Source organism: Bacteroidota bacterium (assembly GCA_018266755.1).
GTDB lineage: Bacteria > Bacteroidota > Ignavibacteria > Palsa-1295 > Palsa-1295 > JAFDZW01.
This window is the reverse complement of sequence record JAFDZW010000007.1, coordinates 160272-174605: the sequence shown is the minus strand read 5'-3', so window position 1 is coordinate 174605 and position 14334 is coordinate 160272. Positions and strand designations below refer to the sequence as shown.

Sequence of the window (14334 nt, the reverse complement as noted above, 5' to 3'; positions counted from 1 at the left end):
TACTCGATACAGTGTACGCGGACGCTGAGTATTTTGGAAGTAATCCGCATGTTGTAACCTCTTCAAACGCGTTCGGGAAACCGGACAGTCAGTATGCGAAGCTTCAGGCATCTGCGGGGGGATCATATTTCTACGCTTCGTTTCACAGACGAAATGGTTCAGTGATCACGAACGAAATACTCCCTATCAAGCCAAAATCTACGCTTATCGTTTGGGGAAAGAAAGACCCCGATGTTGATTCATCTTATGCGTTATTATATTTTTCATCTGAGAGCGCCGGGCCGATCCAAAGTCAGGCATTTCGGATTGGTGATGGCATTAATATTATTGAAGTACCCGATACTTCTTTTGAATATCTCGACTTTGAAATAGCTGGCACAGGTTCATTAGCGTATTGGATTGATGCTATCGCAGTTATTGAAGACACCTCGCAGTCAAATAGTGGTGTTCGTAATGACAACCCTATGAACTCGATCGGTCTGATGCGCAACTATCCCAATCCATTCTCGAATCTCACGACGGTTTCGTTCACGATGCCTACAAGCGGCCAAGCAACGCTCGTCGCAGTGAACATGCAGGGCACCGAAATCGCACGAACCGATATCGGGTATATCGGTGAAGGGACACAACGTGCATCGTTCGAACTTCACGAACACGGAATGTACTTCCTGCGCCTATTTGTCGATGGTCGGCCGGTCGGCAATCCGATCAAGGTCGTTTCCGAGTAGTAATAGACGCTGTTCATTTTCAAATCGCAAGTTCGCACCATGCGGGCTTGCGATTTTTCTTTTCTATGACGATCTCGATCGCTTGGCTCAGACGCAATCTTCGAACGACCGATAATCGCGTGCTTGCGTACGCAATGCAGCACTCTGACATCGTGATCCCCGTGTACGTTTGGGATACATACCGGCCGCTCAATCGCTGCCCTAATCGTTTGTCGTTCATCGTCGAATCGGTCGAAGCGCTTGGCAAGGACTTCGAGGAGCTTGGCTTGCCACTCGTGATGCGTCGGGGACATGTTCACAAAGAAATCGCCCGACTTGCGAACGAAGTGAACGCAACAACGGTCATCGCAGATCGAAACTACGAACCATACGAGATCGAGCGTGACGAGAAGACCGCGCAAGCATTGAGCGACGTCGGTGCAACGCTGACGCTTGTCAAAGAGAATGTACTCTTCGAATCGGTGGAGGTCCGGACCAAGGAGGGGAAGCCGTACACGGTGTTCACTCCATTCAAGAAAGCGGTATGGGAACGAGTAACCTCGGAAGCCGAGGAGGTAATCGGCCCGAAGAGAGGGACGTACACATCCTATAGATCTACCAAATCCTATGAGTCGCACACTCCACCCGACTTGGGTATGCTCGACCAGTCTAAATTCTCATCCAACCGTATCCAACACGGCGGCTCTGTGGCTGCCCATACCAGATGGGAAGCCTTCAAGAATGCTGGCCTTTCGCGGTACAAACAACGCCGAGACATCCTCTCCGATGACTTCGGTACGTCACAGCTCTCGCCGCATATCAAGTTCGGAACAATAAGCATCCGCACGCTTGCACGCGAAGCATTGGAGCTTGCACAGCAGCCCGACTTCAACGAGGGTGCAACGACCTTCATCAGCGAACTACTGTGGCGAGAGTTTTACTACAATATCCTTGCGAGCTTCCCGCACGTCGAAGGATCGAACTTCCAGCCGATATACGATGGCTTGCGGTGGGAGCAGAACGAGGCGCATCTCGAAGCATGGAAGCTCGGACGCACTGGCGTGCCTGTCGTCGATGCGGCAATGCGTCAACTCCTCGACACAGGATGGATGCACAACCGTGCACGAATGATCGTTGCAAGCTTCCTGACGAAGGACCTGCTCATCAATTGGCAGGAAGGTGAACTCCATTTCATGTGGTGGCTTACCGACGGCGATCAGGCGCAGAATAACGGCGGATGGCAATGGTCAGCATCGACTGGGACGGATGCACAGCCATACTACCGCATCTTCAATCCGTACCTGCAATCGAAGAAGTTCGATCCGGAAGGCGAATACATCAAGCGCTATGTGCCGGAGCTTCGGTCGCTGCCGACGAAGTATATTCACGAACCACATCTGATGACTCCGCTGGAGCAATCGCAGTATGGCTGTATGCTCGGCGAAGACTATCCACTTCCTATCGTCGATCATTCCGTGCAACGCGAGAAGGCACGAGCGATGTTTGAACACGTACGCACACGTACATAACTGTGAATACGCTCATCCCACGCATCGCACTCATCCTGGTCTTTGTTGCCGGGATGATCTTCACGTATATCGAAAGCACGTACATGCGTGATCACGCCGCATCGCTCGGACCAAAGGGATCGGACGTCAGCTTCTGGATGTGGGCGTATCGTTTATTTGCAGTGGCATTCCTCTTCGCCGCTGCATTTGTGCTCGGCTCGTTCTTTCGCCGATAACCTATGCGCGACGCGCACCGGCAGCAGTAGCGGCACTGCTTGCAACGGGAACAGCAGGAGCCGCCGTGTACGTAGCGATCACCGTGCCATCGTTTACCGCTCCCGGCGCGACTGTTTGCAGGATACCATGACACGGCGAATACACCGTTTCGAGCGAGATCCCCTGAAAATACAGCTCTCCGATTTCCTGGTCGGTATTCACGTTCATGCCTGCACTGATCCCGGCCTGCAGCGTGAAGTTATAGATTCCGTCGTTGCCCTGAACGATCTGGTCGATGCCGTCGGGCGTAAGTGTGTTGATGATGCGTACCATAGATAGAAGGAATACAGCTCAGTAAAAAGCAAGTTGCACTCGTGCACCGAACCCCCAGCCGTAGTAGGCATGACGTCTGGCTTCGAGTTGAATCCCGGGCGTGAATGAGAACGGCGGATCGTACGCATCCTTCCACTGATACCCGAGCGCTATATTCCAGCCGATGACCGATCGATGGTCAAGCGTCATATCGAACCCCACGTTCGGTGCGACCAGCACCCGGTCCCAGAAGAGTATGCGCGGTACGAACCCGAGGGCAAGAAAGCCGTGGTGCACATCGGCATACGCAGCGGTTGCCTCGGCGTTAAACGAGATAGCAAAGTACGACTCGCTGTTGGTGTCGAGCGAACTCGAGACCTCACCAAAGTTAATAAGCCCAAAGCCGATCGCAGCGCTCGCCTGCCCAAGCACTTTGTTATCAAAGCTGATCGCGCCCGCAGAGAAGATGCCCTGTGTGCCGTTGAGCGAACGGCCGAACATGAGCTCATCCGGCCGCTTCGGGATTGGGACGATCTTCAACGCTTGAAACCAACCGTTCGCGTTTGAAAGAATAGAGTCGCGAACTGGTATGACCGTATTCGCCTTCGTCATGTTCCACCGGGCGAAGATTGCCGCACGAGAGGGATCGCTATAGCGTGCTTCGAACTCGCTGACGATCTCGTTCACACTCTGCATCACCGCTTCAATCACCAATTGTTTGTTGCGCGGACTGGCGTCGAGATAATTATCGCCGTAACTCTGCCACGGACCGTCGCCACGCTCGTTCTGCACGATGAGCCCAACACGACAATAATAGTCGTGGCGGCCATTCGCCTCGGCGGGCTCTGTGGTCCAGTGATCGACTGTCAGATGTCCTGCCGCGAAGGCGTCTTCGAGATAGTGATCGGCGAATGCATTGAAGAGAATTGCCCAATAGAGCAGTTGCATCGCGACCTTCGGCTTCGCCTTCATGAACGAACCCGCCATTCCCGCAAGCTGCAGCGCATCGAGATGAAGCAGCGAGTACTTCGAGATGCCATTCGTCTGTGTCGAGCGATTGAAGAACTCGAACGCCCGCTGGTTGATGTTCGCATCGTTCGAGAGCGCAAGTGTGATGAGCGTCTCGGCAAGTTCGTCGATGTCCGAGAGCTGATCGCGAAACGTCGTCAGTCCGAGATGATAGAAATGTGCCTTGTCGAGCGATGCAAGTCCGAGATATTGAAAGCGCGATCCGAGTGTCAGATCGACATTGCTCGCGCTCTTGAGTCCGGCACGCAATGCTACCTCCTGCATCTGGTATGCGCGATACACGATCGAATTGGCGTCGGCCATCTCGCGGGCGAAGTCGTAGGCATCGGTGTCATGATCGGCGAGCAGTGCGGTCAGGTCGCCGTAGGTCAGGTAGGTGTTCGTTTGGGTTGCGGCGAAGACAGCCATGTTGCTGTCAGGCCGTGTCTGCACAGGTACGAGTTCGCGCAGCAGCGCGAAGAACGGCGACGAACGACGAGCTTCGAGTACACGAGCGAATGCCGTTTCCCCGATCTCCTTATGTTCTCCATACCAGAACGCATCGGCCGACGTCGCGCCGACAAGACAGGCAAGCACGATAGCACATACAGCAGCAAGACGATTCATACGTTGGCAATACAGGCGATGACAGGCACACGATAAGACTCCGGTTCTGGGGCACCGGACGAGCAATTAGCGAATATACGAGGCAGACGACCAAAAACCAAACTACAGAGCCACCCGAAACCTTCTCTGCCCTTCCTGCCGTTATTAGCCCACTCAATCAGAACCTAACGACCATGGTAATATTCTTCATGTTCATGCTTGCCGGAATGGCCGGGATCGTCTACGTCGCGTATAAGGACGTGTGGGCGGAAAAGAAGAAAATGGCGAAATGATCGCCTTGATCAGATCGGCAATAGGCCGAGTAGTGCCGAAAGCACGGTGATGACCAGTGTTTTCCTGAGCATGGCATTGCGTTTCTTGAGGTCCAATTCCTTGTAGAGGTCGTCGACGATCTTCGATCGTTTGAGTCCCACTTCCGTTGTTCTGAACGTCGCGTTCGAGATGCAGAACTGCTCTGCAGCCTGCACATAATTGAGCGACGCCCCGAAGCCGAACCCGGCGGCAGCGATCACCCGAAAGATCACCGGCAACCCCACCCAATACATCGCCACGAGCGACAGAATACCGGCGCCAAGCGTCACATAGAACAACCTCCGGCGGAAACGCACACCTTTCTCGTCGATATTGCAGACACCCGGCGTATAGACAAACTTCGTCGCGTCGCTCATTTGTAGATCAAGTATTTCTGTCGTCGTGTACGGAATGCGGCCTCGTCGCGTTTCCACGAGGCCATGACCTTCGCAAGCGCTGCAGTGTCCGAGTTGTAGCACTTCAAGACGTCGTGCGTCCCCGTCACCTTCTCGAACATTCGCTTCGACGAGAACACCACTGCGCTGTATGCTTTCGCGAATGCTGTATCGGAGAGCAGCGTCGCAAAGAGCGAGAGCGCAGGCCCGTAGAGGCGGCCGATGCGTGCGATGTCATCCGGTAGTACGACAGCAACCCCGTTATAGGATTTCTCGGAGTCACCGAACGGGAGGGTAAAATCCTTGCGGGTAAGTGTGAGCTCCTTTGGAAGCGTAGCCTTCGCGGCGCTGAGCAGCGCGTCGCCTTTTACCAAGTGCGAGCCGAGCCGCAGGAACGGCGCATCGGTGCCGATGCCGACCGAGAGCGTCCCGAGCTCGCCGATTGCCCCGAAGATCGCGCAGCCGACCGCGGATCGCCACGTAGGGATATTGGGGCTTGGCGCAACCCATTTCAATTTGGTCTCGGGCCACGTCATGCGCCGCGACCACCCTTGCATCGGCACGACCGTGAGCTTGAGCTTCGCAGCAGATTTGAACCAACCTTCACCTACCGCCATCTTCGCCAGTTCGCCGAGCGTCATGCCATGGATGTAGGGGATCGGGATCTGCCCGACGAACGAGCGAAGCGAGGTATCGAGCACATTGCCCTCCACTCTCTCGCCGCCCAAAGGATTCGGGCGGTCGAGCACGACGAATTCGATATTGTTCTCGGCCGCCGCTTCCATCGCGAGGATCATCGTCGAAAGGAATGTGTACGGCCGCACGCCGATGTCCTGCATGTCGAAGACAAGCACGTCGATCCCGCGCAGCATCTTCAGAGTTGGCTTGCGCGTCGAACCATAAAGCGAATACACCGGCACACCGCGATAGGTCTCGGCGCTATCGCTCGTTGCCCCTGCCTTGCGTGCGCCGTTCAATCCATGCTCCGGCGTAAAAATCGCCACCAACCGGAGGGGCGAGGCACGCCTCGTCCGTGCCGCTTCATCGAGCAACAGATCCCCCGAGAACGCCCCCGAATCCGACAGCGAGGTCTGGTTCACCACGAGCGCAACCTTCTTCCCCTTCAACTGCGCGAACTTGTTGGAGGAAAATACATCGAGGCCGGTGCGGGTAGAGGCATCGACACAAGTGGCACTGACGAAGAGCGCAACGAGTATGGCGTAGATTTGCTTCACGAGCATCGTGTAACAATGCAAGCGAAGGAGCGTTCTAGCTCGCACATACAATTCAAGCATATTTCATGACCCGACACATCATCACCCTCGGCGGCGGGGCGTTTACGAATATGGGCGAGCTGACGAAGCTCGACCGGTATGCGCTTGCCGCCACGAGGAAGAAGAAACCGAACGTGTGCTTCATCCCGACCGCGAGCGGCGATGCGCTTTCGTATATCCATCAGTTCTATGCGGCGTACACAAAAGATATCTGCACCCCATCACATTTGGGCCTCTTTCGGCGCGAGGTGAAAGATATCGAGCGGTTTTTGCTCAAACAGGACCTCATCTTCGTCGGCGGTGGCAACACTGTGAACATGCTCGCCGTCTGGCACGAGCATGAAGTGGACATCGCGCTAGCACGGGCGTGGCAGAAGGGCATCGTGCTTGCGGGTACGAGCGCCGGGGCGATCTGTTGGTATCAAAGCGGCACAACCGATTCCTATGGACCGGAGCTCAAGCCGATGCGCGGCGGTCTCGGATTCCTGAAGGGATCGTTCACTCCGCATGTATCCAGCGAGAAGACTCGTCTCGGCATCTGCAGAGCGGCGATCAAATCCGGCGCCATCGACGAAGGCTACGCCGTCGACGATCATGTGCTACTGCACTTCAAGAACGAGAAGCTCTACAAAGTCTTCAAAGCGGACGAGCGGCGCAAGGCGAGGTATGTGACAAAGAGCAAAGTGACCCTTCTCTAAAATGTCATTCTGAGCAAAGCGAAGAATCCCTTTCGGTGTGCCACGAACGTCGGTGCTATCCTGAAGGGATTCTTCGCTTCGCTCAGAATGACAGGTGAAGAAAGAGTGTGATCAAACGATCCGCTTGCGCATTCTTGCGACCGGGATGTTCATCTGCTCGCGGTATTTTGCTACGGTGCGACGGGCGAGGTCATAGCCGTCCGCACGGAGCATTTCTGCCAGGTCGTCGTCGGTGAGGGGCTTCATCGGGTGTTCTTCGCCGATGAGCTCTTTGATGCGGGCCTTCACCACTTTGTTCGAGACCAGTTCGTTCGTCGCTTCGCCGTCCTCATCGCTGCCGCCGAGCGGTATCGCTTCGCTGAAGAAGTATTTGAGCTCGAACACTCCGTAATCGCACTGACAATACTTGCCGTTGACCACGCGGCAGATCGTCGAGATGTCCATCGAGATATCGTCGGCGATGTTCTTGTAGATCATCGGCTTCAGATACTTCTCGCCGTGGAGGAAGAACTCGCGCTGACGCGCCACGATTGCCTGCATCACATTGAGCAGCGTCTTGCGGCGCTGATAGTATGCAAGCACGAACGCCTTCGCTGCTTCGAACTTCTTATTGATGAACTCTCGCGCTTCGTCAGGCAGCGCACGCTGGTTCGGGACCGCGCCTTTGCCCTTCTTCGTAAGCTCCTTATAGGCCGAGTTGATCTTGATCGACGGCACGCCGCGCTCGTTGAGCGTGATATTGAACTCCTTGCCGTCCGGCGTCTTCTCGATGTAAAAGTCGGGGGTGATGTATCGCTGCGTTTCCGAAAGCGGTGCGCTCGGTGCGCCGGGTTTTGGGTTCAGGTGCTGAATGAGATCGAGGGCCGGCTTCAGGTCCGGCATCTTCATGTGCAGCTTCTTGGCGAGGATCTGATAATTCTTCTTGATGAAGAGATCGAAATGATCCTGCAGGATCTCCATCGCCATCGTGCGTGCCGGATTGTGCTCGGCGTATGCCTCAAGCTGCACAGTCAGGCACTCTTGCAAACTGCGCGATGCAATACCGACGGGGTCCAGACGTTGGATGCGGCGCAATAACCGCTCCGGCTCGCCCATCGCATATTCTTCGCCGTAATAGATCGAGGTGTCCTGGACGATCTGATCGAGCGGCACACGCAGGTAGCCATCTTCGTCGAGCGAACCGATGATTTCCTCGGCAAGCACACGCATACGCGGCGAGAGATCCAGAAGCGAGAGCTGCTTGCTCAGTAGTTCGGTGAGCGTCTCTTCCGCAACCTGTCCGCGGTCCTCGCGGTCTTCTTCGTCGTCATGATTCTTCGCTCGCGGGACTTTGTATCCTTCGAGCTCATCGTTCATGAAGTCTTCGAGCGTATAGTCGTTCTCGCGCTCTGGGGCGGGCTCGGTATCGCGCTGCTGGTCGGTCGGTGCGCTCGAGCTTTCGTTCGGGGTGCTGGCGATGATGCTCGTCTCGATCGAGGTACCGAGCGTATCTTCCGGAAGTTCTTCTTGCGAGATCTCCTCAAGTAATGGGTTCTCTTCGAGCTCGTCTTTGATACGTTCTTCGAGCTGGGCTGCGGGAAGTTGAAGCAACTTCAGATACTGCACCTGTACAGGCGTCAGTCGCTGATGGAGTCCGAGTCGTTGCTTCAGTTGGAGCATTTTCTATACTACTCCGAAATCGTTACTTCTGTGCTTTTCAAGCAATAATCGTACCACATAGAAGTGGCTCATAGGGTAAAAAAATTCCGCGACACCGTGGCCGCGGAATACTCAACACATCTCAAAGCGAGTCGAACGCTCTCACAATATCTTGCGCGATCGCTTCGGGCGGCCTGCCCTCTATTTGCCAACGCTCCATCATCCAAACAAGTTTTCCATCTTTGAGGATGGCCATTTGCGGCGACGATGGGGCAAACCCGACGAAGAACTCGCGAGCTTTTGCGACGGCCTCTTTATCATTACCGGCAAGGGCCGTAACCATGCGGTCCGGCTTCTTGGAATGAGAAAGCGCAAGTTTCAGTGCTGGACGCGCACCGCCGGCGGCACAGCCACAGACAGAGTTGACGAACATGAATGTGGTACCAGGGGCAGCAAGTTCTCGCTCGATCTCTTCGGCTGAGCGAATCTCTTTCATTCCGATGGCCGTAGCCTCATCACGGAACGGCTGGACAAGAATTGGGTCGTACATACGTGTCGTTTCCTTTTCAAATATTGGTAATTATGATAACAATGTATACGCACAAAGGTATCCGGAGTTATCTGGAGTCCTCGTCTCGGGGTGCGGCGGATCGATCATACCCGCCCCGGAGCACCCATATAAAGTACGTGGCAATCCCTGCTGCAACTGCCAGGGATCCAATCCCAAGCACAGAGCTGCCTGCGTCCCTCGAAATCTCACGGATCCCGAAGAAAAGGAAAAACGCCAGGGTTGTCCCGATGAGTATCTTATGAAATGTCAGTAACCTCATAGCGATATAGCAATTGGTCGCCTGTTCTCATCCTACTAACGCACTTCGGGATAACTTCGTGGCAATTCTCTTGTGGTCTGACAACTTGTGTGGTATTGCCGGACGACGGTGTGTGTAAGATTTCACACGTCTTGGTAACGTCTGGATAATTTCGGGATGTGTGGATTGAATTTGACCTATCCACTTGTGAACATATGCATTTATAACTTGTTAGTATGGCTGTTTCCATTGGCTTAGGGCCACGGAAGATGCGATATTCACAATTCCACACCCTTTAAAATAGTAGTTAGAATTCTATTTAAAAAGGAAAAGAATAAAGAAAAGAGAGCAATATGAATATCTCGATCATCGGGACAGGATACGTGGGACTCGTGACCGGAGCCGGACTTGCAGAAACCGGACATACCGTTACGTGTATGGATATCGTTGCAGAAAAGATCGAGATGCTTCGCAAAGGTGATATCCCGATCTATGAACCCGGTCTTGAGGAGATTGTTTCGTTCAATGCGTCAGAAGGTCGGCTGAAGTTCACCACCAGTTACGAGGAAGCGGTCGAGAATGCGAAGGTGATCTTTTTTGCATTGCCGACACCGCAGGGTGACGATGGCGCCGCAGATCTTTCGCGAGTGATGCAATGTGCCGAGACGGTCGCGAAGCTTATCAAAGAACCGAAGGTAATCGTCAACAAGTCAACGGTACCTGTCGGAACCGCAGAAAAGGTCAAGAAGATATTCGAAGCGAATACGAGCATCTCTGTCGAAGTCGTCTCGAATCCGGAATTCTTGAAGGAAGGTGCAGCGGTCCAGGATTTCTTAAAGCCGGATAGAATTGTTATCGGTGCGTCGAACCCGAAGGCAATCGAGATCATGCAGGAGCTCTACGAGCCGTTCGTACGCACCGGCAACCCGATCTACATCATGGACGAGAAAAGCGCCGAGCTCACGAAGTACGCAGCGAACGCGATGCTCGCGTTGCGTATTTCCTTCATGAACGAGATTGCGAATATTTGTGATAAAGTTGGTGCCGATGTTGATAAGGTGCGCAAAGGTATCGGGTCGGACGCACGAATCGGTCCGCAGTTCTTATTCCCGGGCGTCGGCTTTGGGGGCAGTTGTTTCCCGAAGGATGTCAGCGCGATCGTCAAGACAGCAGAGGTGCATGAGTATGACTTCAAGACGTTGAAGGCGGTACAAGAAGTTAACCGTGCGCAGAAAAAGATACTCGTTGAAAAGATCCTTGCACACTACGAAGGAAACATTGCAGGAAAAACGTTCGCTGTCTGGGGACTCTCATTCAAGCCCAAGACCGACGACATTCGCGAAGCGCCAAGCATTGAAATTATCAAGGAGTTGATCGCGCAAGGAGCATCGGTGCAGGCATCGGACCCTGTTGCGATCCCGGCGATGATGAAAGTTCTGCCCGAGTCTGGATCGCTGAAATATCGGCGCCGCAATCTCAAAGCGCTCGAAGGGGCACATGCACTGGTTGTCGTGACAGAATGGAATGAATTCCGCACACCGGATTTCAATTTGCTCTCGGTTTCTCTTGCTGACAAAGTTGTATTCGACGGGCGCAACATCTACGACCCGGAAAAACTTCGCGAACACGGACTGCACTATTACGGAATCGGAAGAAGATAATGAGAATAGAGATTATCACCGGTTATTCACGTGGACATCTTTGTGGTAATGACGCGCAGTGAGATAATGCGTCGTGTCCGACGAAAAGATACTACACAAGAGCTGATCGTGAGAAGTATCCTTTACGATCTCGGGTTTCGTTACAGGGTAAATGTACGCGGCCTACCTGGTTCACCCGATATCGCCAATAACTCGAAGCACAGGGCTATTTTTGTCCACGGTTGCTTTTGGCATAGGCACAACTGTCCTCTCGCAACGATACCAAAAAGTAATCGACAATTTTGGCTTAAGAAATTCGAGCAAAATGCGCAGCGCGACCTGCGACAATTCAAAGCTCTACGGGAACTAGGGTTCAAGGTGCTCGTTGTTTGGCAATGTGAGCTAAACGACATACCAAGACTTCGTAGCCGGTTGAAAAGATTCATCTCATGAAGGTAACACAACACTCTAAGGACATCTCACATCCCACGAGGATAACTGCGGTCGATCTTTTCTGTGGGGTAGGAGGACTGAGTTATGGCCTACTGAGCGAAGGTATCGAGGTAGTCGCTGGAATCGATATCGATGAACAGTGTGAGTTCGCTTACACTAATAATGTCAAAGCTGCCTTCATTAAGAAAAGTGTTGCACGAACGAAGGCGGAAGAGATCGAGAAGCTCTACCCCGAAGACTCCGTGAAGGTGCTTGTCGGATGCGCACCTTGTCAGCCGTTTTCTCAATACACTAACACAGGGAAGAAGAACAGACGGAAAACAACCCCCAAGACAGATCAGTGGAAGCTTCTGCGAGAATTCATACGATTGATCAAAGAGCTACAGCCGGAAGTAGTGTCGATGGAAAACGTGCCTCAATTAGAGAAGTACCCTATCTACGACGAATTTATCGAAGGTCTCAAAGGGATCGGATATCATGTCAGTGCTCGCCAAGTCTATTGCCCTGACTATGGTATACCCCAAACTCGTACCCGGCTCGTACTTCTTGCGTCAAAGTTGGGCCCAATTGCCCTCGTTGAGCCGACACACGAAGAAGACAATTATCGCACAGTAAGGGATGCTATCGGCAATCTTCCAAAAATATCGGCAGGTGAGATTTGTGAGACCGATTCCTTTCACCGTGCACGTAAGCTGAGTGAACTGAACCTCAAACGAATCAAGAAAAGTAAAGCTGGTGGTACCTGGCACGATTGGCCCGAAGACTTGAAGCTCGAATGTCACAAACGCGATTCCGGTGGTACATATGCAAGCGTCTATGGTCGTATGGTTTGGGATGATCCAAGCCCCACGATGACGACACACTGCTGTGGGCTGGGAAACGGGCGGTTTGGGCACCCCGAGCAACACAGGGCTATCAGCTTGCGTGAAGCAGCATTACTGCAGACTTTTCCAGCCAATTACAAGTTTGAATCGGAGGAGCACACTCTCAGTCAAAAGGTGCTTTGTAGGCAAATCGGCAATGCAGTGCCTGTACGACTGGGATCGGTTATAGGAAGGAGCATAGTTGAGCATGTCCAAGAATCCATCTGAGCCAAATAACTTCATATTCAAGATTTCGCTCAGTGTCCTTGATCATCTCGGAAGGCATCTCTACCGAAGTTTTTCAACAGTGTTAGGTGAGGCAATTTCAAACTCTTGGGATGCTGATGCGCAATCTGTCCGCATATACTTAGACAGAGAAACGAGCAATTTGACCATCGTTGATGATGGTATAGGGATGACACCTTCCCAGTTCCAAGATCATTTCTTGAAAATTGGCTACTCGAAGAGAAAAGGAAATATCACGCGTTCACCTAGTGGCAGGCCCTTCATAGGTCGGAAGGGTATTGGAAAACTGGCCTTGCTGTCTTGTGCCAAACGCGTAACGATTGTAACCAAAACAGAAGAAACTGGTTGGACAGGTGGAGTTATCGATAATGCTGGACTTGATTCAGCTATTACAGAAGATCTTACACCTCAAGATTACTTATTGGACAAGTATGACAGTGGTCACATAAGTAGTTATAGCTCACACTTAATTCATGGGACGGTTATTCATTTTGAGGGTCTTAATGAAGCTGTAAAACATACCGACGAGTATCTGAGAAAGATAATAGCCCTATCTTTCAGATTTTCAATTATCGATAGTACGTTCAAGATATTTTATCAAGATACAGAAATAACCTTTGATGATCTAGAGGATCTTGCATTGGGTACCCAGTTCATTTGGAATATTAATACGCCCGAAGATCCATTTGCGCTATATATTCAAAGTAAATTTGATGAGAAGAGCGAAGTTATAAGTCTTCCTGCACCAGTGGAAGTAAGAGGCTTTCTTGCATCCGTTAAGAAGCCGCGCCTGCTTAAAGTGACAGGTACAGATGAACGTGTTGGCGTTGATTTATTTGTGAATGGAAGAGTTCGTGAGAAGAACATCCTAAAGCACATACCAACAGCTCGAATCCCGGAGGATTATTTGTACGGCCAGATTCATTTTGATAGTCTTGATGACGGTACCGATAGGTTTGCCACAGGCAGAGAGGGGATCGTAGCAGACGATCCGATATATTCAGCATTCCTGAATGCCCTCTTAAAACATATTGTCAATCCAATCGTCAATCAATGGGACGCATTACGTAGAAAACACAAAGAGACAGGTGATCCAGAAAACAAAACCATTACAACCAAGCAGCGCAAATTAGAGGAGCTTGTAAATGAGGTTAGTGATGAATATGTGAAAGAATTAACCACCGGTTCGAAGGAAAAGCAGAAAGTCCGTGACTGGATTGATGAATTAAGTGAGGATGCCCAATTCAATATTGGGGCATACACCGATTGTTTCGTATCTGAAAACTTGGTTAGAAAGTATATTGACGACTCGGCCATTTCTACTGACTCGATGAAAGAACAAATTAAGGAATATAGACGACAATCCGTTGAGCATAAGGAAAAAGCAAATATTAGTTTTGTGATCCGAGAAAATGATTCAGATTTGAGTTACTTAAGTATGGATCAACTCACCTTTCTAGCTGATGCAAAGGGTAAGGATAAAATAAAGGATGCGTACTTGCATCGTCACGCTACTGAGTACAAACCACTTCGAGATGCGATGGCTCATACGGCACGTCTTACTCCAGAAAGCAAGACCAGACTACAATCAGTTTACGATAATATAAAAGGTAGGATAATTAAACTTCTCACAGAGTCAGAATAGAATA

General features: G+C 51.9%; 14 protein-coding genes. 8 read left to right on the top strand and 6 right to left on the bottom strand.

Translation table 11 applies throughout. From position 1 onward, the window contains the following. Positions 1–464: 464 nt before the first annotated feature. The 3 genes from JSS75_14115 to JSS75_14105 all read left to right on the top strand — a co-directional run bounded on the left by JSS75_14115 (position 465) and on the right by JSS75_14105 (position 2451). Positions 465–728, top strand: a complete 264-nt coding sequence (locus tag JSS75_14115) for a T9SS type A sorting domain-containing protein (protein MBS1904837.1) — start codon at positions 465–467, stop codon at positions 726–728. A gap of 65 nt (positions 729–793) precedes the next feature. After that, positions 794–2236, top strand: a complete 1443-nt coding sequence (locus JSS75_14110) for a deoxyribodipyrimidine photo-lyase (GenBank protein ID MBS1904836.1) — start codon at positions 794–796, stop codon at positions 2234–2236. 2 nt (positions 2237–2238) lie between these two features. Further along, entirely contained in the window at positions 2239–2451 is a 213-nt protein-coding gene (locus JSS75_14105; protein ID MBS1904835.1) for a hypothetical protein, read from the top strand. Position 2452: 1 nt separating this feature from the next. Here the strand turns inward: JSS75_14105 and JSS75_14100 are convergent, their stop codons facing one another. From JSS75_14100 to JSS75_14085, 4 genes are all read right to left on the bottom strand, one after another. After that, on the bottom strand, positions 2453–2764 hold the full coding sequence (locus tag JSS75_14100; GenBank protein ID MBS1904834.1) for a hypothetical protein: 312 nt from the start codon (positions 2762–2764) through the stop codon (positions 2453–2455). An 18-nt stretch (positions 2765–2782) separates the two neighbouring features. Further along, the gene (locus JSS75_14095; protein ID MBS1904833.1) at positions 2783–4378 is read right to left on the bottom strand and encodes a hypothetical protein; all 1596 of its coding nucleotides are present in this window, start codon (positions 4376–4378) and stop codon (positions 2783–2785) included. 281 nt (positions 4379–4659) lie between these two features. Beyond that, positions 4660–5046 (bottom strand): hypothetical protein, encoded by a 387-nt coding sequence (locus JSS75_14090; GenBank protein MBS1904832.1) that lies wholly within the window; start codon positions 5044–5046, stop codon positions 4660–4662. Next, a complete protein-coding gene (locus JSS75_14085; protein ID MBS1904831.1) occupies positions 5043–6305 on the bottom strand; it encodes a DUF1343 domain-containing protein in 1263 nt (420 codons plus the stop codon). The genes JSS75_14090 and JSS75_14085 overlap by 4 nt, the downstream gene beginning before the upstream one ends. A gap of 59 nt (positions 6306–6364) precedes the next feature. Between JSS75_14085 and JSS75_14080 the strand changes: the two genes are divergently transcribed. Beyond that, on the top strand, positions 6365–7036 hold the full coding sequence (locus tag JSS75_14080; protein MBS1904830.1) for a peptidase E: 672 nt from the start codon (positions 6365–6367) through the stop codon (positions 7034–7036). Positions 7037–7147: 111 nt separating this feature from the next. Here JSS75_14080 and rpoN read toward each other — a convergent pair whose 3' ends face one another. Continuing rightward, the gene (rpoN, locus tag JSS75_14075) at positions 7148–8695 is read right to left on the bottom strand and encodes an RNA polymerase factor sigma-54 (GenBank protein ID MBS1904829.1); all 1548 of its coding nucleotides are present in this window, start codon (positions 8693–8695) and stop codon (positions 7148–7150) included. 121 nt (positions 8696–8816) lie between these two features. Further along, positions 8817–9224, bottom strand: a complete 408-nt coding sequence (locus JSS75_14070; GenBank protein MBS1904828.1) for a BrxA/BrxB family bacilliredoxin — start codon at positions 9222–9224, stop codon at positions 8817–8819. A gap of 612 nt (positions 9225–9836) precedes the next feature. Between JSS75_14070 and JSS75_14065 the strand changes: the two genes are divergently transcribed. The 4 genes from JSS75_14065 to JSS75_14050 are packed head-to-tail and all read left to right on the top strand — an operon-like array spanning position 9837 to position 14330. Continuing rightward, entirely contained in the window at positions 9837–11144 is a 1308-nt protein-coding gene (locus JSS75_14065; protein MBS1904827.1) for a UDP-glucose/GDP-mannose dehydrogenase family protein, read from the top strand. A 48-nt stretch (positions 11145–11192) separates the two neighbouring features. Next, positions 11193–11576: a DNA mismatch endonuclease Vsr gene (vsr, locus tag JSS75_14060; GenBank protein MBS1904826.1), complete on the top strand. Its 384-nt coding sequence runs from the start codon at positions 11193–11195 to the stop codon at positions 11574–11576. Further along, positions 11573–12667, top strand: coding sequence for a DNA cytosine methyltransferase (locus JSS75_14055; GenBank protein ID MBS1904825.1), 1095 nt, complete (start codon positions 11573–11575; stop codon positions 12665–12667). Before vsr ends, JSS75_14055 begins: the two co-directional genes overlap by 4 nt. Then, on the top strand, positions 12648–14330 hold the full coding sequence (locus JSS75_14050) for an ATP-binding protein (protein ID MBS1904824.1): 1683 nt from the start codon (positions 12648–12650) through the stop codon (positions 14328–14330). Before JSS75_14055 ends, JSS75_14050 begins: the two co-directional genes overlap by 20 nt. Positions 14331–14334 lie beyond the last annotated feature (4 nt).